Here is a 19659-nt window from a genome sequence, read left to right as displayed (position 1 = left end):
GCAATAATAAAGCTTAGCATTATAATCCTAGATCTTTTATGATTTTTTTTACATTTTCATCCACGCAAGCCGTGCCATCGCACACTAAATCAGCATTTGGCTCATCAAAGCCAATATCTACGCCTACTACATTGCGCATTTTGCCGACTTTTGCCTTGCTATAAAGTTCTTTTTGATCGCGCTTTTCTAATTCATCGATAGGGCATTTTAAATAATATTGCTTATGTTTAATGTTAGCCTGGCTTGTTAGATCTTTTATCAGCTCGTAGCTTTCATTAAAGAGTGAAATAATAGCATTTATCACAATAAAATCTTGCTTTGCTAAGCCTATGCATAGGGCTGTTCTTTGAGCGGTGTAGGCTATTCTGCTGGCTTTGTCGTATTTGCCAAGGCCAAAAATCCCGCGAAACTCATCGCCATCTATTATAATCACTTGCTCGCCTCTTGCTTTTAGCTCTTTTGCTAGGGCTTTGGCTGTGGTCGTTTTGCCAGCGCCTGCTAGTCCCATTATGGATATTATTGTAGGCGCGCTCATTAGTATGCTACCACCTGAGCTTGTGTGCCGTTTAAATCATCTGGGTTTAGTGGTTCATCGTCTTTACAAAGCTCTAAAAATCTTTGATAGCCTTGCCAGCTTTGTATAATATCTGGTTGAAATTTTTCAAGCATAAATAAATGCTGTTTCATACTAAATTTTAAAATTTGCCTTTGGAGTTTGTGGGTTTTAAAATATTCTATGGCATCATCTACGCTAAATTTTTTAGTTTTTTCTTCTATGGCTTTATCTTTCATAGCAGAGCTTAGCTCTTTTATGTATTTTTGGCATTTTTTTAGTAGTTTTGGGTTTTTTAATAATTTTATGCCATCTTCATAGCCATGCAAAAATACGCATAAAGTTGGATCAGCTAGCTCAAAAAGTTCGCTTATATCAAGGTGCTTGGCTGTGAAATTTCTAGGTTCAAACTGGCTTATTACGGCTAGTTTTGCGCTCTCATCTACTAGTTCTTGTGAAAGCTGTGTTGGGGTTTTTAGCTTTTTATCTGTGTAAAGTAGCATATTTGGGTGCGCGTATAAATGCATAGGGATTAAATGCTTATAATCGCTTACTCTTTGCTCAAATAGCCATTTATCTTCTTCTTTTGGTTTATCAAAGCCAAAATGCTCGGCTAATTCGCACATAGTATCAAAGGCTTTGTCGCCCACAAAATCATCAGTTTGTTTTAGTTTGATGTTTTTAAGGCTAGCGCTGAGTAGATTAAAGGTCGCGCCATCGTGAAAACTCTGGCTAGGATCGCAAAGCCATAAATCAATGCTATTTATATTTGGCATTAAGGAAATTTCATCAGATCTTACATCAGTAGTAAGCCCAGAATTGCAATAATAAATGTAATTTTTTAAAATTTGATGTGGATTTTTATCAAGCGTTAGGCCAAATGCGCATTCTTGGTTGTCTTTGATTACCATCATTTCAGGGCGATGCGGGCAAGCTGCCATACCAGTTAGCACCTTTATAGGATCGCGCACGACATTTAGTGCTTTGCTAGCATCGATTAGGCTATAAAGCTTTTTGGTATCTTCATCAAAAACCATATCTGTAAGCTGTAAATAAACGCGCTTAAAGCCACAAACCCTATATCTAAGCAATTCTTCAAATATTCTAATATAATTACCCTTTGAGCCTTTGTAACGCTGCGGGGTAGAGTAATCTTCTCTTATTAGCATTGTGCGCATAACCCCGCACAAGCCCATAAAAGCTGGTATGGCCGAATGAAACCCGCTAGCATGCGAGCCAAAAGCTACAAAATCATAATATTTTGGCAAGGGCATATTTAGCACCCAAGCGTGCAAGGGATCTGAGCCTTCATACTCCATTTTTGCTGGGTTGATTAAAGGCGGGTAGGGTTTTTGGGCGTGATTTTGCTTGAACTCATCGCTATCTAGCCAGCGCGTGATGTAGTCTTGGTATTGTTGTATGATTTGCGTGCTTTGCTCGTTTTGCTCTACTTTGCCAATGGCGCAAATTTCATTTATTGTCATGCTAGATCCTTGAATCTGTGGTAAAGCTGAGATTTTAGCTAATTTTGCTTAGAAATTATTGAGTTTTTAGGGGGCAAAATTTAAATTTTTAAGAAAAATTTTAAATATTTATAAGATATTTTTATTTTATTTAAAATTTGCGACTTTAAAATTTTATTTTAAATTAGGGTTTAAATTTATTTGAAAAATTTCTTTGGGCGGGCTTTAAAATTTACGGCTTTAAAATTTGCTGGATTTAAGATTTATAATTTTACGGCTTTAAAATTTATAATTTTGCTGGCTTTAAAACAAATTTTAAAGCCAAAAAATTTTAAATTAAGCATTTTAAGGGCTTTAAATAAATAAAATTTGAAGCCCAAATTTTAATTAAGCATTTTTAAGGCTTAAAATAATTTTTTTAAATAAAATTATTTAAAGCCCAAATTTTAAGCTTAAAGCTCGATTATCTCCCACGGCAAGCCGTTTTGATTTAGCTCGTCCATAAAAGGCTTGGCATCAAATTCTTCCATATTTTTCACACCCAAAGCACTCCAAACGCCCTTTGCTACTAGCTTTGCGCCGATCATCGCTGGCACGCCTGTGGTGTAGCTTACTGCTTGGGCGTTAGTTTCTTTAAAGCATTCTTCGTGGTCGCAAACATTGTAAATATAAACTTTGCGCGCCTTATTTTTATACACTCCGCTTATAACACAACCTATGTTTGTTTTGCCCTTTGTGCGCGCTCCAAGGCTAGCAGGATCTGGCAACAAGGTCTTTAAAAACTGAATTGGCACGATTTTTACGCCATTGTGTTCAACTTCATCAATGCGCAACATTCCCACATTTTCAAGGCAACGCATATGCCTTAAATAACTCTCTCCAAAGGTCATAAAAAAGCGGATTTGGCGCAGGCTTGGGATATTTTTTACTAGGCTTTCAAGTTCTTCGTGATACATTAAATAGCTTTCTTTTGGGCCGATTTTTGGATAATCCCAGCTAAAATGCTCGCTTAGTGGCTCGGTTTCAATCCATTTGCCATCTTTATAATAACGCCCCTTAGCCGAAACCTCGCGCAAATTTATCTCAGGATTAAAATTTGTCGCAAAAGCATAGCCGTGATCGCCAGCATTACAATCTAAAATATCAATTTCATAAATTTCATCAAAAAGATTTTGCTTAGCATAAGCGCAAAATACATTTGTAACGCCAGGATCAAAGCCAGAGCCTAATAAGCCCAAAATCCCAGCGTTTTTAAAGGCTTCGTTTTTTGCCCATTGTTCTTTATACTCGAATTTTGCGGTATCTGGATGCTCGTAGTTTGCTGTGTCGATATATGAAATTTTAGTTTTTTCGCAAGCGTCCATTAAGCTTAAATCTTGATAAGGCAAGGCTAAATTTAGCAGTAAATCCGCGCCGATTTTTTCAATCAAACTAGCCACTTGCGCGCTATCATCGGCATTTATGCTAGCTGTATTTATGCTAACGCCAAGACGCTCAAAAATAAAATTTGCGATCTCATCGCATTTGCTTTTGGTTCTGCTTGCAAGCGTGATTTTATTAAAGCCATCGTTATTTTTCATCGCCACAGCAGCCTTAAATGTAGCCACGCGCGAAACCCCGCCAGCGCCTATAATTAATAAATGTTTCATTTTTTCTCCTTTTTGGCAAATTTTATTTAGCTAGTTTGTATTTATACGCGCCAAAAGCCCCCAAAAGCATAACCGGCAAGATCACCGCAATTTCAGGTAAAATCACGCCATTTTGCCCAAAACGCCATAAAGCAAACAGCACGCCCCACATACAAAGCGTTGCCAAAACGCATAAAAATCCAGTGATGCTAAGGCTAGAAAAGCGCGAAATAATCGGCATATAATAATACATAATCAAACTCATAAAAGGCGCAAAAAATGGGAAAAATATCGTAAAATACAAACTAGCTCTAATTTGCGTGGTGTTTAAATCTTTTGTTTTTAAAGCTTCTATTGATTTTAGCGCGTCAAATACGGAATATTCGCTATTTGTATCTTGCAGGTTATAAACTACTTGTGGATTAAAACCTTTTAAAAATTTATAGTTAAAAATTTTTTCTCTTAAAAGGCCTTCTTGGCCTAAGGTTATGTTTTGTGGGAGTTTTAAGCCAAAAGCATAATCCAAAATCCATTCTTTGCCATTAAATCTGGCCTCATGGCCTGCTACTTTGCGCCTTAAAACTCCATTATCAAATTCAAAAATATAAGGCGCGATTACCTTTTTATCGTCCTTTGATGAGGTAATAAAATAAATCATTTTATTATCGTCTTTTAAAAAATTTGATTTGTAGTTTATGCTTTCTTTGTTGGTTAGGGTTTTTTGTAAATCATTTGCATACGCTAGGGGCGTGCTTTGTAAAACAATATACACTAAAATAATAAGTATTGAAATAACAAGTATGGGTCTAAACACCAAACTTTTATTTAATCCTAAGGCTAAAAAGCTGACTAATTCGTTGTTTCTTATAAAATTTATTACGCTTATAATACTAGCTAAAACAATGCTAAGTGGTAAGATATATTTTATAGCCACTCCGCTAGAATAAAGCATATAAAGCAGGGCTAAATTCGCGCTTTTTGGGATATTATCAAGGTTGGTTAAAAGCCCAATGCCCACAAAAAATAGCTCCAAAGCGATAAAAACAATAAAAAAAGTCTTACAATAAACCCAAGCAATGTATTTTGTGTAAAGTTGCATTTAGTGGCTTTCTTTTGGTGATTAAAAGGCAGATTTTAGCAAAAAAAGCTACAAAATTAGCTAAAATGCGCGCATTTAAATAAGGTTAAATATGAAAATTATCTTAGCTACTTCAAATGCTGGCAAATTAAAAGAGTTTAAAAGCTTGCTAGCTCCGCACGAAATCATCGCTTATAGCGAAATTTTAGAACCTTTTGAAATTATTGAGGATGAAAACAGCTTTGCCAAAAATGCAAAAATCAAAGCAAAAGCCGTTTATAACGCGCTTTTAAAGGCCTTTGATGGGGCAAAAAATCCTTTATTAGACGAATGCAAAAGTGCATGGGAAAATGGCGATTTAGCCGTGCTTAGCGATGATAGCGGTATAAGCGTGGAGGCTTTAAATGGCGAGCCGGGCATTTTTTCAGCCCGTTATAGTAGCGATATTTGCGCTAAGCCCACGCCAGCAAGCAATAGAGCCAAGATGATAGCTAAATTAAATGAGCTTAATTTAAAAAGTTCGCGCGCTTTTTACACGGCGGCGTTGGCGTTAATTTATGGCAATTTTGGCAAAAATCAAGGCAAGGGCGCAAATTTTAATCAAAACGCTAATGGCGCAAAAAATGCGGATTTTAGCGCAAATTTTAATCTTAATCAAAACGCTAGTCAAAATGAAATTTGCTATATCGTCCATGGTTTTTTACACGGGCAAGTAATACCATTTGAGCGCGGCGAAAACGGCTTTGGCTATGATTTTATGTTTATTGCTGATGGTTTTGGGCGCACGCTTGGCGAACTTGATGAGAGTATAAAGGCAAAAATCTCGCACAGAGCGCGCGCTAGCGATGCTTTGCTAACGATTTTAAAAATGCTAGAAAATCAATAATTTTTTATAACAAAATTAAATTCTCAGTAGCGCGCAAGTTTAAAATTTTAATTTTAATCTAGTAAATTTTAAAATTTTATTTTTTAAATCGAGCAAATTTTAAAATTTCAGCCAAAAGGCGCAATATTTTAATTTGGCCCGCGAATTTTAACTTAATAATCTATTAAAATTTTAATTTAAACGCCCGCAAATTTTTTATCTTGCTTAAATTGCCCGCAAAAAAGCGTCGTTTTCGCATAAAATTTTAAAATTTTTTAATACACTTAAATTGGGCTTAAAGTTTTATATTTGCGCTATAATTCAAAAATTTTTTAGGCTTTGTTTAAAAATCGTTATAAAACGCGCTAGTTCCAGCCTGAGCGCAAAAAGGAATTTTATGAAAAAACTACTCACAAATCTTGCATTTTGGGTGGTGCTGGCTATCGTGGCTGGCGTGTGTGTGGGCTTTTTTATGCCTGAGCTTGGCATACAAAGCAAAATCGGCATTGATTGGTTTATTAAAATCCTTAAATGGATGGTTGGACCAATTATCTTTTTAACGATAATTTCGGGCATTGTGGGGCTTGAAGATTTGCGCGATGTAGGTTCGATTGGGCTAAAAGGTTTTGTGTATTTTGAGCTAGTTAGCACGCTGGCATTAGCCGTTGGCATTGGCGCTGCTTTGCTTTTGGCTCCAGGGCATGGAATGCACCTTGATATCACGCATTTAGACGCTAGCAGTGTGGAGCAATTCACGCAAAATACGCGCGATGTAGGCTCAATTAGCGCGATTTTAAAAAGCGCCATACCAAGCACTCCGCTAATTCCTTATTTAGAAAATACCAGCATTTTTGGCTTAATTGCAAATTTCTTTATAGCTTTAAGCGTGGTTATAACGCCTTTTATTAAGGCTATGACCTTACAAGTGCTTTTTATGGCAATTTGTGTGGCTATTGCTCTTAGTTTTGCTCCCGCAAAAATCAAAAAAGCTTGTTTAATCCCGCTAAATAAAGCCCAAAGCATAGTGCTTAAAATTTTAAGTGTTTTTATGTGGCTTAGCCCGCTAGCGGCGTATTGTGCGATGGCTTATTTGATTGGGAAATTTGGAATTTCTAGCCTTGTTGGAATGCTTAGTTTGCTTGTTGTGATGGCCATAGCTTGTTTGATTTTTATTTTTGGCGTGCTTGGGGCGATTTGTTATTTTGTAAAAATCAATATTTTTAAGTTTATGCGCTTTATCGCAAAAGAAGTTTTGGTGGTGTTTGCGACTAGTTCTAGCGAGGTTGCCCTTGCTCCGCTTATGAAAAAGCTAGAAGCAGCTGGCATTCATAGAGGCTGTGTGGGCTTGATTGTGCCAACTGGCTATTCGTTTAATTTGGATTGTACTAATATTTATCTTTCAATGAGCGTTATATTTTTAGCGCAAGCTTTTGACATTGAGCTAAGTTTTATGCATTTACTTAGCATTTTGATAATTTTAATGATCACATCAAAAGGCGCTGTGGGCGTTACTGGGAGTGGTTTTGTGGTGCTTGCTGGGACGCTTTCTAGTTTGCACGATGTCATACCAGTAGCAACGGTGGCTGTGCTGCTTGGTGTGGATAAGTTTATGAGTGAAATGCGCGCTGTGGGCAATCTTTGCGGTAATTCTGTGGCCTGTTTGATAGTGGCGATTTGGGATAAAAAAATCGATATGCAAAAATTCCGCCACGCCTTAGATAATCCAAATGATTACGCCTTTGAAAATCTAAATTTAAATGATAATTTAACAAATACACAATCAAAACCTTAAATCTAAAAGAAAAAATTTTAAAATTTGCGCTGATTTTTAAATTTTAAAATCAGCCAAAATATTATTTGAGTAAATTTTAAAATTTCGCCCTTATAATAAAATTTATTTTTAAAGATAAAATTTTAAACTAAATGCGCGCGGTTACTTTAAAAAGCAAACGCGCAGAATAAATTTTAAAGCCAGTGCGCCTTAAAATAAAAATTATCCCAAGCCAGCGCGCCTTAAAATAAATTTAAAATTTTAATTTAAAGTAACAGGTTTGCCTAGCAAGAAGCCTTGTGCGTAGCGAATCCCTAGGCTTTTAACCACATCTAAAATTTCTTGTTCGCTTACAAACTCAGCTACCATCGTGTAGCCCTCGGTATTAGTAAAGCTTGCTAGTGCGCCTATTAGCTGGACAGCGTCTTTATCATAAGGCAAACGGCGCACGATAGAGCCATCAAGCTTGATATAATCGACATTTAATTCAAGCAACATCGCAAGGTTGGCATACCCACTACCAAAATCATCAATAGCCACGCGACACCCATGCGAGCGCACAAGCTTTAAAAACTCAAAAACTTCATCAAATGCGCCCTCGACATCCTCGGTTTCTAGCACTTCTATTGTTACATTGCTAGAATGCTCGCTTTCATCTAGTTTTTGTAATAAAAGCTCTCTAACGCTAGGGTTTATCATATCAGCAGTGGATAAATTTATAGAAAAGCGGTAATCAAAGCGGTTGATTAGCTCAAAAGCACGGATTATCACAGCGCGCGTGATATTTAAATAAAGCCCAGCTTGCTTAGCAACGCCTAAAAATTCGCCCGGATAATGGACTTTATTTTGCTCATCAAGCATACGGGCTAAAATTTCATAGCTATGAACTTTATAGGTGTTGTTGTAAGTATCAATTTCTTGTAAATCAAAAATCGGCTGGCATTCTACTACTATTTTATTTGTGTTTAGGGCGTAGCGGATTAGGCGTGAGATGTATTGATTTTGGCGGTAATTTTTTTCGCTTTCATCGTTTTGCTCGTAAAAGGCTAGATTTTCTTCGTTATTTTTTGCTTTTTGGTGGGCTAGTTTGGCTTGGGTTAGGCGATCTGCTATGGTGGTATCTACATTTAAGCTTATGCCGATTGTGATATTTAGATCTATATTTATATCATGGCCGGTATCATCTGAGATTATAATGCTAGGTGTAAAATACGCAAGCAAGCGTTTAGCGCTTGCTTCAATGCTTCTGTTTTTAGAATATATACAAAATTTATCTTCTTGTAAGTGGTATAAGGTGGCGTCTAGGTGGTTGTTTTCTATAAATAAATTTATGGTTTTGCCAACTTCTATTAAGATTAAAAGCACGGTGGCTTGATTGTAGAAAAATACTATATTGCTAAATTGATCTAAGCTGATATAAAGCACATGCGCGTGTTCTTGTTTTTTGAGCATTTCATTTAGGGCTAGGTGATTTGGTAGCTCGGTTTCTCTATCTATAATAGAGGCTTCTTTTTCTTTAAACTTAGCGCGTTTTATCATATTTTTAACGGTGTAGTTTTCGGTAAAATCTTGTAAGATTATATCTATATCTATTAATTTGCCCGCCATATCAAAATTTGGCACGGCAATGATTTTTTCATAAATTAAATTGCCTTTTGAGTTTTTGCGCATTGAAAAATTATATTTTTGCGTGCTTTTTGTTTGGCTTACATCGTTTATGATTTCTATTTTTGCGCCGTTTTCATAAAAAAACTCTAATTTTTTGCCTAAATACTGCTGATTGTTTTCTTTAAAACTTCTTGTGGCGCGAATTACTTGGCCTTGTAAGTTTATAGCCACTAGCGAGCTATCACTAAGGACTAAAATTCCATCTAGTTGGTTTGTGTATTTTTTAAGTTTTTGGTTTTCAAAATAATATTTTAAAATACGCACAAAAAATACCAGCACAATAATGCCTAGTATGAAAATACCTACAAGTAAGATTGTAAAATTTCTATTGTTGTAATTATTTAAAGCCGTTATTACATTAGAAGCTTTTGCGGAGATATTGAGCTGGGTGTTCATTACTTCGATATTTGAAACTATTTTTACTTCTTCATTTAATTTTAAAAGCCTACCTATGTAAGTATAATCAACGCTAGCGTGGGTTTCTGATTGGGCTAATTTTGCGTGTAGGGTGGCTATTTCTTGCTCAAACTCATCAACATTAAGATTATCGCCAAAACGAATCAAAGCAAGCTTAGTAAAAAGCCCTGACATAATCCGCACATCTTTTGTATTTCGCAGGTTTGATAATAAATATATCAAGCCCTCAATATAACTAGATTTATGGGTTTTATAATCTTCAAGCAGGGTTTTTTTAGCCATAACAGCCCTATGAAAATCCAAAAATATAGCCTTATTTCTACGATCTAAGAAAAAATCATCAAAGCCTTTATAGCTTGAAGTGGCTTTTAATTTTTGGATCATTTCATCCATTTTTTTGTTGATGGTATCAAAATTTACTATGGTATTAGGGCTAGACATACTCACATCTATTTCATCATTTAGCTTGCGGATATCTAGTATATAAGAGATGTAGATTTGCCCGTGCTTTAATGTGGCGTTTGTATAGTATAAAAACCAAGTGCCAACTACGGCAAGGGTTAATAAAAATATAAATGTAAAATTTATGGCCATTTTATGGGATTTTAGCTGCACTTTTTTATCCTTAATCTAACTGCTCATCTAAAAGCATTTTTAGCTCTTCTGCGCTTGTGGCTTTTAAAATTAGTGGCGTATCGCCATTTAATGCTTCAAAAAATATTATTATTTGTGCTATATCTGTATGAGTTACATGAAGTCCAATTATGGAATTTTTTAGCCAAGTGATGGCGGCGTAGATATTTGGCGAGTTTATACGCATATAAGGTGCTGTGCGTAAGATATTGCGTAAAGTAGGCACTCTGTGATTTTGGATAGTGCCATTGTTTTGGCGTATTTTTATGGTGATGCCATCGCCGATATTTGTGCCATTATGGCAGGCTACGCAACCTTTTTTTACAAAAACATTATAGCCCTTTTTTTCTTCTTGGCTTAAAATATCATCATCGCCTAGTAAAAATTTATCAAAACGGCTTGGAGTTTTAAGCGCTCTTATAAACTCAGCTAGCGCATTTATGATATTTTTATAGCTTATGATATTTGTGCCGTAAATTTCTTGGAATTTTTCTACATAATATGGATTTTTTTTGATTTGTTTTATCATAAAAGTAGATGAACTTGCATAAAGATCGGTATCTTCAATTACTGCCTTAATAGAATCTTCTAAGCTAGAAAATTGCCCATCAAGTCCAAAATAATAATTTAAACTAGCATTCAAAATAGTAGGCACTGGCAGATTACAGGTTTGTGATGTGCCGCTAATCTTGCCTTCTAAATTATGGCAAGCGTGGCAAGAAATTTTTTTGGGACTAAGGCGAGTATCAAAAAACAATTCTTTACCTAAAAACGCCCGATCAGGATCGTAATCATTTGCATTTTCTATGGGCGTAATAGCGTGAAATAAATCCCTTGCAAATATCGTGCTAAACAACAAAACCGATATGAAAAAAACACGAAAAATCATCGCACAATAATATCTTATTTAGGCTTGATTTTATATAAAATTTTAAAACTCTTGCGCCTTAATTTAGGCTTTAAATAAGCAAATTTTAAGTTTTTTGCATTATTAGAGAATAAAAATTATAGCTTAGCTTATAATTTTGATTAAAGTGCTTATCCATCGCATTTAGCGAGCTTTTGTTTAATTTAAAATTTCCATTTAAATTATTCACGCCTGTTTGTTTTAGGCTGTTTAAAAGCTCTTTTAAATTTTGAAATTTATCTATAAAATTATAATTTTGCTTGGCTAAAATTTGAAAATCTTGGCTAAAAATTTTATCAATTTGGTCTGGGTTTTTGTATTCTAAGCTTTGATTTGTAAAACTGCTAAGTTCATTTAGCGAGCCAAGCGAAAGCATACAAAACGCGCATAATCCGCCATTATTCAAGCTTTTAAAAATCTTAGTGCTTAAAATTTCAAGCGGATAAATCCACTGAAAAACGCTACTTGAAATAACCAAATCAAGCCCGCTTGGCATTGATATTTGCGTAATATCGCCTATTTGCGCCTCGCATTCATTCATAATTTGGCTCTTAAATAAATCATTTAAAATCAGCCTTTTAAAGCCCAAATTAGCCATAAGCATCTTGCTTAAAATCCCAGAACCACAGCCGATTTCATAAATCACATTAAAATCGCTTTGAATGCTTGTAAGCAAAGATATTAGGTTATTTGCGGCGAATTTTTGAGCCTTGGCGAATTCATCGTAATTTTTGGCATTTTTAAAGCGCAAGGATTTGCTCCCAAGTTTTAAAATTATAAAAGGCAAAATGAGGCGCGTTAATTGTTTGTATATCGCAGTTTATGGCAAATTTACTAAAATAATTTTTCGTAGCAGTAGGCGGAAAAATAAAATCTTTTTTGCTTATTATTGCCTTATGCCAGGTGATGAAATTTTCATCTTTTTTAGAGTTTATTATGCTTTGATAAAGTGCGCTAAGCTCGGCTTTTGCTTGTTTGTTAAACTCAAAATTTACGCGCCCAAGATCTTTTAAAAAACAGCCTTTTTTAAACTCAGCAAAATTAAAATTTTCTAAGCTTTGCTTAAAATCGCTTTGTTTTATGCCAAAGTTTTCATCAATGCCAAAAGGCGTGCCGTTTATCGCCACAGCGCGCTTTAAGGGGTTTTGAAATTTTATTTTGCTAGCTATGAAAACCCCAAGAGAAAAGCCAACTAAAAAAAGCTCTTTTTTAAAGATAAAATTTGCTAGCGAATCTCCATAGGCAAAAAAATTAATTTTTTCTAAATCAAAACTCACATCGCTATAATCATAAAACACGCCAAGTCCGTATTCTCCAAGCTCTAAATGCGCTAGGCTACTTGGCAAAAATGAATAGCCCAAAAAGCATAAAATTAATTTTTTTGCGTCTTTAATTAGCTCAAATTTCACCCAAAAGCTCCCGTAATTTTAAAATTTCAGCCTCTAAAATATCTGCGCGCAAACTAATTCTAAGCCTTGCTTGCTTTACTGATGGCGGGCGAATGGCTGGTATGAAATAGCCGTGCTTTGCTAGCATTTTACTAGCGCATAAAGCGTGCTGGCTGTCTTGGCAAAGCACCGGAGAAATCGCGCTGTTATTTAGCCCTAAAAGTTCGATGTTTTTGGCTAAATTTTTGCGCCTTTGGCTAAAATCTTTGCTTAAAATAAACTTAGTCCAGGCTATATTTATAGGTGCTAGCGCGGTTGAATAAATCAAAGATCGCGCTGTATTTACAAGCAGATTTTTCGTGTTTTCATCGCATAAAATCGCAGCTCCCATACCCCCAAGAGCTTTTGAAAAAGTAATAAGCATAAAATCGCTACTAATCCCGCAAGCATCGCATTCTCCAAGCTCATGCAAGCTAAAAAAACTATGAGCTTCATCAACAAATAAAAGCGCGCCCCATTCATTTGCTAGGTGCTTAAAATCTGCCAAATTCGCATAATCGCCATCCATACTATAAAGGCCTTCGCATAAAATTATTATGCGCTTAAACTTAGCTCTATATTTTTTTAGCAAATTTTCAAGTTCGTTTGTGTCGTTATGCTTAAAGCGTTTAAAATTTGCCATTTTAAGCGCATCAATCATTGAAGCATGAATTAATTTATCAGCCAAAAAGAGCGTGTTTTCATCATTTAAAGCATTTATCGTGGCTAGATTTGCGCTATAACCTGAATTAAAAATTAAGGCTTTTTTATTTTTAAATAATTTTTGAAATTTGCTTTCAAGCTCGCCGTAATCATAGCTTGGGCTATATATCAAACGGCTAGCACCTGAGCCAAAAAAGCATTCATCGCTAAGATTATTTAAAAACTCATCTCTTAGGCTCTTATCGCTTGCGATGCCCAAATAATCATTGCTTGCTAGGTTTAGTAATTTTTGGCCGTTTTGATAGATGAAGCGTGAGCTAATTTTTGTGTTTTTTAGCTCTCTAAAATTTGGGTTTGTTGCGTTAAAATTTAGATTTTGGAGTGTTTTTTGTTTAAGCATTTTAAGACTTTTTGGGCAAAATTATAGCACTTTTTAAGTGGCTTTTGTCTAAAATCTTGCCAAAAAACAAAGCACATTATGGATAAAGAACAAAGCATTATAAATTTATTTTCACATCGCTTAAATGGCGATGACGGCGCGATTTTAGGCGAGTTTTGTTTTAGCAAGGATTTGTTTATTGAGGGCGTGCATTTTAAAAAAGAATGGCTTAGTAGCTATGAAATAGGCGCAAAAGCCGCTCTTATAAATCTTAGCGATGCTTTTGTAATGGGCGCGCAACCTTGCTATGCTTTATGCGCTCTAAGCCTGCCTAAGACTATGCCAATGAATGAAATAAACGCGCTTTGTGCTGGTTTAAAAGAAGTTTGCGCATCTTATGGTGTAAAAATCATAGGCGGAGATACCACAAAGGGCGATAAAATCAGCATTAGCCTAAGCATAATAGCTAAAACTAAAAGGCCAATTTTATATAGAAAAAGAGCAAAAAATGGCGATTTTATCGCATTTAGCGGAGAATTAGGCAATAGTTTAAAGGGTTTAAAAATTTTACAAAACGGCGGATTTTTAGCCAAAAATGCGCGCTTTAAAAAGCCTGTTTTACGCTCAAATTTTATATTTTTGAGTGCTAGATATTTAAGTTCGTGTATGGATATAAGCGATGGGTTATTAAATGATTTGCCAAAATTGCTTAAAAAGCACCAAAGAGCGCGCTTAAATAAAATTTTAAGCAAGTTTGAGCTACTTAGTGGCGAAGAATACGAAGCGCTTTTTACTTTTTCGCCTAAAAATAAGCCAAAAATACAAAACATAGCCAAAAAATGCCGTTTAAAATTAAACATAATAGGACAGGTTACAAATGCAAGATCAAATATCCCAAAGTTTAGAGCTTTTAGCCACTTCTAGCCCTTTGCTTTTTGCTAGTTCTCACGCGCCAATAAACGCACATTTTAACAAATGCTCGGCTGATTTTGTGGTGCGCGAATTGCCACTTTATGATTTTAGCGGTGATGGCGAGCATTTGATTTTACATATTCAAAAAAAGGATTTAACCACGCCACAAGCTCTTAGCATTATTTCTAGCGCAACTGGCGCAAAAATCCGTGATATGGGCTTTGCTGGGCTAAAAGATAAACAAGGTCTTACATCGCAATTCATTAGCCTGCCAAGTGCTTTTGAAAATGCCTTAAAGCACCTAAATAGCGATAAATTAAGCATTTTAAACATAACAAAGCACAATAATAAAATCCGCACAGGCCATTTAAAAGGCAATAGCTTTTTTATCCGCCTTAAAAAAGTAAGCCCAAGCGATGCTGTGCGTTTGGAAAATGCCATAAATTTTATAAGCCAAAACGGCCTGCCTAATTATTTTGGTTTTCAAAGATTTGGCAAGTTTGGCGATAACGCGCTTAAAGGCTTAGAGCTTTTAAATGCCCTAAATAACGGACAAAAATCCAAACTAAACCCAAAAATGCAAAATTTCTTACTCTCAGCTTTTCAAAGCGAGCTTTTTAATCGCTATCTTAGTTTTCGCTTAAAAATAAATCATTTTGCTAGGGAATTTAGCGCGCAAGAATTAGCCAAAATTTTTAACATAAACAAAGATGACGCCAAGCAAATAAAAGCTCAAAAGCAATTTTTTAAGCTAATAAGAGGCGAGGTTTTAGGGCATTATCCAAGCGGGGCGTTATTTTTATGTGAGAGCTTAGATGATGAAATAATCGCGTTTAATGAAAAAAGAAAAAGCCCGCAAATTTTATTATTAGGCAAAAAAGCATTCGGCTCAAAAGATCTCGCAAAAGAGCTTGAAGATGCGGTATTTGCGCCATTTTATATTTATGAGAGTTTGCTTAGTGGTGGGCGCAGACACGGCGTGATTTACCCAAGCGATATTAGCTATAAATACGATGAGCAAAACGCGCATTTTAGGCTATCTTTTAGCCTTGTTAAGGGCGCATATGCTACGATTTTTTTGCGTGAAATTTTACGCCGTGATGATATTTTATCTTACCAAGAAGAATAAAAATGGAAATTTTAAAATTAAAAAGACTATTAGATGATGAATATAACGCTCATTGCTCCCAAGATGGGCTTTTTAGCGAGGCTGATCCGTTACAAGTGGCAAGGGAGTTTAAAGATCCTGTTATAATGCTTTGTTGCGCGCTTTTTGCGTATGGGAATGCAAGGTTGATTGTGAAATTTTTAAAATCGCTTGATTTTTCATTAATTTACAAAAGCCAAAGCCAGATAAGCGCGTATTTTAGGGATAATCCGCGCATTTATCGCTTTGAAAATGCTAAGGATTTAGAGCAAATTTTCATTACTTTTTCGCGTTTAAAGGATTTGGATATTCAAGCCATAATAAAAAAGGGTTTTGAAAAAAATGCTATGATGATTGATGGGATAAACGCGCTTATTTCGTGTATTTATGGGCTTAATGAATATAGAAGTTTGGGCTATAATTTTTATTTTGCCAAGGCCTTTGAAAAAAGCCCAAAAGCCCCTTATAAACGCTATAATATGTGGCTTCGCTGGTGCGTGAGAGATAGCGATATTGACCTTGGGATTTTTAAAAATTTGCCAAAATCGGAGCTGATTTTGCCACTTGATACGCACACCCACAAGGTTGCCCAAGCGCTTAAATTATGCTCACGCCGTGTTTATGACTTCAAATCCGCCTTAGAAATCACACAAAATCTAAAACAATTTGACCCAAACGACCCCATAAAATACGATTTTGCCCTGTATAGATTAGGCCAAAGTGGCAAAATTAAAAAGCTTTTAGAAAATTTTAAATAATGCGTTTTGGAGCTTGAAATTTTAAACTTAGCTTGCTTAAAATCGTTACAATTTGGCGAATTTTAAAATTTTTGGATTTTATAAAATTTTAAAATTTACTTGGATTTTGAACTTTTAAAATTTATGAAAAGATTTTTAAAATTTGTGTGGATTTTTTAATTTTGTGAGATTTTTAAAATTAGCTTAAAATTTTGATATAATGCCGCCGCCGAAGCTTTGGCGGAGGCAATTTTTCCAAAGGAGCTTGCGATGCGTAAGCAAAGCAAACATCCTAAGCTTGAATTATTAGAATTTGTAAGTAAGGAGCAATAATGTTAGGAACAAAATTTGAGCTTGACAATGATAAACTCATTGCACTTGGCTATGACCCGCAAGAATTTGAGTTAAAAATTGATGAAGTAGCACAAAAAATAGGTTTAATTAAAGTCGGTAAGTGTGAATATCACGGCGATGGTAGTGATAAAGAACTAGGAGATTTAGGTGCTTTTTGTTGGGATTATTTAGAAGAAAATAATCTTTTTGCGAAATCTGTTAAATCTTGGTTGTGGCTTAGTGATGAAGAAGAAAGCAATAACGACAATCTAATTATTTTTTTAAAAGGAAAAAAAGCAAGGTTATGGCAATGAGAAAATCAATAAATTTTGATTTATCTACAAATGCTTTATTAGAACATTTTAGCCATACAAGCATACCTTATTCACAGCTTAAAAATTTTATGCTTGAGAACGGTTTTGAACACGATCAATATTCAGGTTATGTTTCTATAAAATCAATGAAAGAGGCAGAAATTACTCGTCTTGTAAAAGAATTAAGAAAAGAACTTCCGTGGATAAAAGATTGTGTTTTAAAATTTAAAGTTACAAATATTGGTAAGCAGTTTGATTTATTAGGCGAACTTACCAAAAATGACGATTTTTTAGAACAATCTTATAATTTTCACAAGCGTTAGGATACGGGGCGCAAAGCCCCGCTAACCTTTATCGCTCACATATTGTCTAAATCTACTAGCAAAACTAGCTAAATTCTAAAATTTGCTTATTAAAAATCATTAAAATTTATAAAAATTATTTTAAATCTTGCGTTTTGGCATAAAAAGTTTTTGGCATAAAGAGTTTTTGGCATAAAATTAAGATGATTTTAAAATTTAGTGTGGGCGGGCGTAATGCCCGCCCTTTAAAGTCTTTAAAACTTTTAAAGCTTTAAAAGCTAGTTATTGTAGCAATCTCATAACATTTTGTTGGATTGTGTTGGCTTGGCTCATCGCGTAGCTGCCTGATTGGGCTAGGATGTTGTATTTGTTGAAATTGCTTGCTTCTGTGGCAAAATCTACATCGCGGATTTGGCTTTCTGCGCTTTTTACATTGACTTGTGTTACGCTGATGTTGTTTATGGTTGATTGTAGCTGATTTTGAACTGAACCTAAATCTGAGCGTATTCTATCAAGTATTTTTTGGGCTGATTCAGAAATGCTAATCATCGCCTGCGCGCCGTAATATGTGGTTACGCCACTTAGTTGATCTGTGCCTGTTATACCACCACCAAAATACCCCATAGCAGCAGCCAAGGTTGAGCTTAAAATTCCACTATTCATATCACCTAGGCTTACAGTTTTTTGTGTGGCACCTGATTGTACAGCAATGCTCATACCGCCTGTGATTGTATCAGCACCTAAGCTTATAGCTTTAACTTCTGCACATCCGCTCATTCTAAATACTATATCCCTAGCATCTTGGCGGATTAGGGTTAATTTGCCTACGATGGTAGTACCACTGGCTTCACTAAATTTAGCATTTGTTCCCGTACCAAGCTGAGAGCCTGCTGTGCTTAAACTATTTATATTTATAGCCCTGCCATCTCTTGCTGTTAGGGTTAATTTACCATCTTTTGTGCTAGCTTCTACGCCTGTTTGCTCTTTTAATTTATTTATAGAATTAACTAGCACCTGGTTTTTATCACCTGCTACTGTTGTAACATCGCCTATTGATATGCCATTTATTTTAAGACCTTTAATATCGCCAGCTGCTATTACATTTGAAAAGGTGATTGAGTTTAAAACCTTTGCGCTCACGCCTGTTAAATCACTTACAGCATTTATTCTATCAGCGATGGCTTTAAGGCCGTATTTTTTAAATTCAGTCGCGCTAATGGTTTGGAATTTATACCCGCCAGGAAAGCCATCTATACCGCTAAGCTCAAATACTACATCGCTTATACCACCAGATGAATACGCCATCAAACTCGAAGTCTCAAAGCGTGTAAGCCCGATTTTATCACTAGCAGTAGCACCGATTGAAACTTGAACTGTTTGGTTAGCATAGGCGCCGATTTGGAAATTTTTATTGGAGAAGTTGCCATTTAAGAGCTGTTGGCCATTAAAGCTAGTGGTGGTGGCGATATTATCAAGTTCTTCAAGTAGCCTTGAAATATCGCTTTGTAGAGCTTCGCGTGATTGTGAGGTTTGGCCATCTTGTGCTGCTTGAACTGCTTTGGTGCGAATTGTGTTTAGAATGCTTAATTGCTCGTCCATTGCTTTGTCGGCAGTTTGGACTATGCCTATTGCGTCATTGCCGTTTGCTATGGCTTGGCCTAGCGCGCTTGCTTGGGCTTTTAGACTATCAGCTATGGTCATACCTGAGGCATCATCTGCTGCTTTGTTTATCCTTAGGCCTGAGCTAAGCTTTGAGATACTCTCATCAAGCGCTCTGCTTGTTGATGATGAATTGACATAAGCATTCATCGCCGAAATGTTTGTGTTGATACGAAAACCCATTGGGACTCCTTTTATTTGGAGCTGAACTTAGCGTGATTTAGCTTTTAGAGCTTTTAGAGCTTTTAGAGCTTTTAGAGCTTTTAGAGCTTTTAGAGCTTTTAGAGCTTTTAGAGCTTTTAGAGCTTTTAGAGCTTTTAGAGCTTTTAGAGCTTTTAGAGCTTTTAGAGCTTTTAGAGCTTTTAGAGCTTTTAGAGCTTTTAGAGCTTTTAGAGCTTTTAGAGCTTTTAGAGCTTTTAGAGCTTTTAGAGCTTTTAGAGCTTTTTTAGCGAAATTCGCGGGTAAATTCTGCACCTTTCTTACGCTGCTTGCGTGTAATTTGATGTTTAACTTCGTGTTAACAAATGCCATATCGGTAAGAGTAAAAATTTGTTTAGCTTTTTGATGAAATTTTTTGTAAAATTTATTAAATTTTTTTATAAATTGTTTGAAATTTTAAAATTTAAGGGCAGATTTGGGCTAATTAGCGCGAATTAAAGGCAAATTTTAAAATTTTAATCAGCTAAGAATTTGGCATAAAATTTTAAAGCAAATTTTAATCAGCTAAGAATTCGCATGAGCCAAAAGGCAAATTTTAATCAGCTAAGAATTCGCGCGAGCCAAAAGGCAAAGTTTAAAATTTA

The 19659-nt window shown here is 35.5% G+C and carries 18 protein-coding genes; 7 read left to right on the top strand and 11 right to left on the bottom strand.

Annotated features, from left to right (window positions below; all coding sequences use genetic code 11):
• Nucleotides 1-19: 19 nt before the first annotated feature.
• The 4 genes from CINF_RS08045 to CINF_RS08030 all read right to left on the bottom strand — a co-directional run bounded on the left by CINF_RS08045 (nt 20) and on the right by CINF_RS08030 (nt 4743).
• Nucleotides 20-535 carry an adenylyl-sulfate kinase gene (locus CINF_RS08045; RefSeq protein WP_179975168.1) on the bottom strand — a complete coding sequence of 172 codons (516 nt, stop codon included), beginning with the start codon at nt 533-535 and terminating at the stop codon, nt 20-22.
• On the bottom strand, nt 535-2037 hold the full coding sequence (locus CINF_RS08040) for a DUF2972 domain-containing protein (protein ID WP_178697136.1): 1503 nt from the start codon (nt 2035-2037) through the stop codon (nt 535-537). Before CINF_RS08040 ends, CINF_RS08045 begins: the two co-directional genes overlap by 1 nt.
• Before the next feature lie 431 nt (nt 2038-2468).
• Nucleotides 2469-3665 (bottom strand): saccharopine dehydrogenase family protein, encoded by a 1197-nt coding sequence (locus CINF_RS08035; RefSeq protein WP_179975167.1) that lies wholly within the window; start codon nt 3663-3665, stop codon nt 2469-2471.
• Between the two features lie 22 nt (nt 3666-3687).
• A complete protein-coding gene (locus CINF_RS08030; RefSeq protein WP_178695978.1) occupies nt 3688-4743 on the bottom strand; it encodes an LptF/LptG family permease in 1056 nt (351 codons plus the stop codon).
• A gap of 91 nt (nt 4744-4834) precedes the next feature.
• Between CINF_RS08030 and CINF_RS08025 the strand changes: the two genes are divergently transcribed.
• Both CINF_RS08025 and CINF_RS08020 read left to right on the top strand, forming a co-directional pair.
• Entirely contained in the window at nt 4835-5608 is a 774-nt protein-coding gene (locus CINF_RS08025) for a non-canonical purine NTP pyrophosphatase (RefSeq protein WP_179975166.1), read from the top strand.
• Between the two features lie 376 nt (nt 5609-5984).
• A complete protein-coding gene (locus CINF_RS08020; protein WP_179975165.1) occupies nt 5985-7379 on the top strand; it encodes a cation:dicarboxylate symporter family transporter in 1395 nt (464 codons plus the stop codon).
• A 240-nt stretch (nt 7380-7619) separates the two neighbouring features.
• Here the strand turns inward: CINF_RS08020 and CINF_RS08015 are convergent, their stop codons facing one another.
• The 5 genes from CINF_RS08015 to CINF_RS07995 form a co-directional block, all read right to left on the bottom strand.
• Entirely contained in the window at nt 7620-10058 is a 2439-nt protein-coding gene (locus tag CINF_RS08015) for an EAL domain-containing protein (protein ID WP_179975164.1), read from the bottom strand.
• A gap of 10 nt (nt 10059-10068) precedes the next feature.
• Nucleotides 10069-10965 carry a cytochrome-c peroxidase gene (locus CINF_RS08010; RefSeq protein WP_179975163.1) on the bottom strand — a complete coding sequence of 299 codons (897 nt, stop codon included), beginning with the start codon at nt 10963-10965 and terminating at the stop codon, nt 10069-10071.
• Between the two features lie 85 nt (nt 10966-11050).
• Nucleotides 11051-11770, bottom strand: coding sequence for a methyltransferase domain-containing protein (locus tag CINF_RS08005; protein ID WP_178695968.1), 720 nt, complete (start codon nt 11768-11770; stop codon nt 11051-11053).
• Nucleotides 11724-12392 carry a pimeloyl-ACP methyl esterase BioG family protein gene (locus tag CINF_RS08000; RefSeq protein WP_179975162.1) on the bottom strand — a complete coding sequence of 223 codons (669 nt, stop codon included), beginning with the start codon at nt 12390-12392 and terminating at the stop codon, nt 11724-11726. Before CINF_RS08000 ends, CINF_RS08005 begins: the two co-directional genes overlap by 47 nt.
• Entirely contained in the window at nt 12382-13473 is a 1092-nt protein-coding gene (locus tag CINF_RS07995) for an aminotransferase class I/II-fold pyridoxal phosphate-dependent enzyme (protein ID WP_179975161.1), read from the bottom strand. Before CINF_RS07995 ends, CINF_RS08000 begins: the two co-directional genes overlap by 11 nt.
• A gap of 78 nt (nt 13474-13551) precedes the next feature.
• Here CINF_RS07995 and CINF_RS07990 point away from each other — a divergent pair, with 78 nt between their 5' ends.
• The 5 genes from CINF_RS07990 to vapD all read left to right on the top strand — a co-directional run bounded on the left by CINF_RS07990 (nt 13552) and on the right by vapD (nt 17218).
• A complete protein-coding gene (locus CINF_RS07990) occupies nt 13552-14376 on the top strand; it encodes a thiamine-phosphate kinase (RefSeq protein WP_179975160.1) in 825 nt (274 codons plus the stop codon).
• Nucleotides 14330-15493 (top strand): tRNA pseudouridine(13) synthase TruD, encoded by a 1164-nt coding sequence (gene truD / locus CINF_RS07985; RefSeq protein WP_179975159.1) that lies wholly within the window; start codon nt 14330-14332, stop codon nt 15491-15493. The genes CINF_RS07990 and truD overlap by 47 nt, the downstream gene beginning before the upstream one ends.
• 2 nt (nt 15494-15495) lie before the next feature.
• Nucleotides 15496-16269 (top strand): TIGR02757 family protein, encoded by a 774-nt coding sequence (locus tag CINF_RS07980; RefSeq protein WP_178695960.1) that lies wholly within the window; start codon nt 15496-15498, stop codon nt 16267-16269.
• 311 nt (nt 16270-16580) lie between these two features.
• Nucleotides 16581-16895, top strand: a complete 315-nt coding sequence (locus tag CINF_RS07975) for a hypothetical protein (RefSeq protein WP_178695958.1) — start codon at nt 16581-16583, stop codon at nt 16893-16895.
• Nucleotides 16892-17218: a VapD family protein gene (gene vapD, locus CINF_RS07970; protein ID WP_179975158.1), complete on the top strand. Its 327-nt coding sequence runs from the start codon at nt 16892-16894 to the stop codon at nt 17216-17218. The genes CINF_RS07975 and vapD overlap by 4 nt, the downstream gene beginning before the upstream one ends.
• Before the next feature lie 261 nt (nt 17219-17479).
• Here vapD and CINF_RS07965 read toward each other — a convergent pair whose 3' ends face one another.
• Together CINF_RS07965 and CINF_RS07960 are read right to left on the bottom strand one after the other, a co-directional pair.
• Nucleotides 17480-19039, bottom strand: coding sequence for a flagellin B (locus CINF_RS07965; protein WP_179975157.1), 1560 nt, complete (start codon nt 19037-19039; stop codon nt 17480-17482).
• Between the two features lie 27 nt (nt 19040-19066).
• Nucleotides 19067-19387 carry a hypothetical protein gene (locus CINF_RS07960; protein ID WP_179975156.1) on the bottom strand — a complete coding sequence of 107 codons (321 nt, stop codon included), beginning with the start codon at nt 19385-19387 and terminating at the stop codon, nt 19067-19069.
• Between the last annotated feature and the right edge of the window lie 272 nt (nt 19388-19659).

This window comes from Candidatus Campylobacter infans, from assembly GCF_013416015.1.
Classification (GTDB): Bacteria; Campylobacterota; Campylobacteria; order Campylobacterales; family Campylobacteraceae; genus Campylobacter; species Campylobacter infans.
The sequence above is the reverse complement of the archived record's forward strand: the minus strand, read 5'-3'. Positions and strand labels throughout refer to the sequence as shown.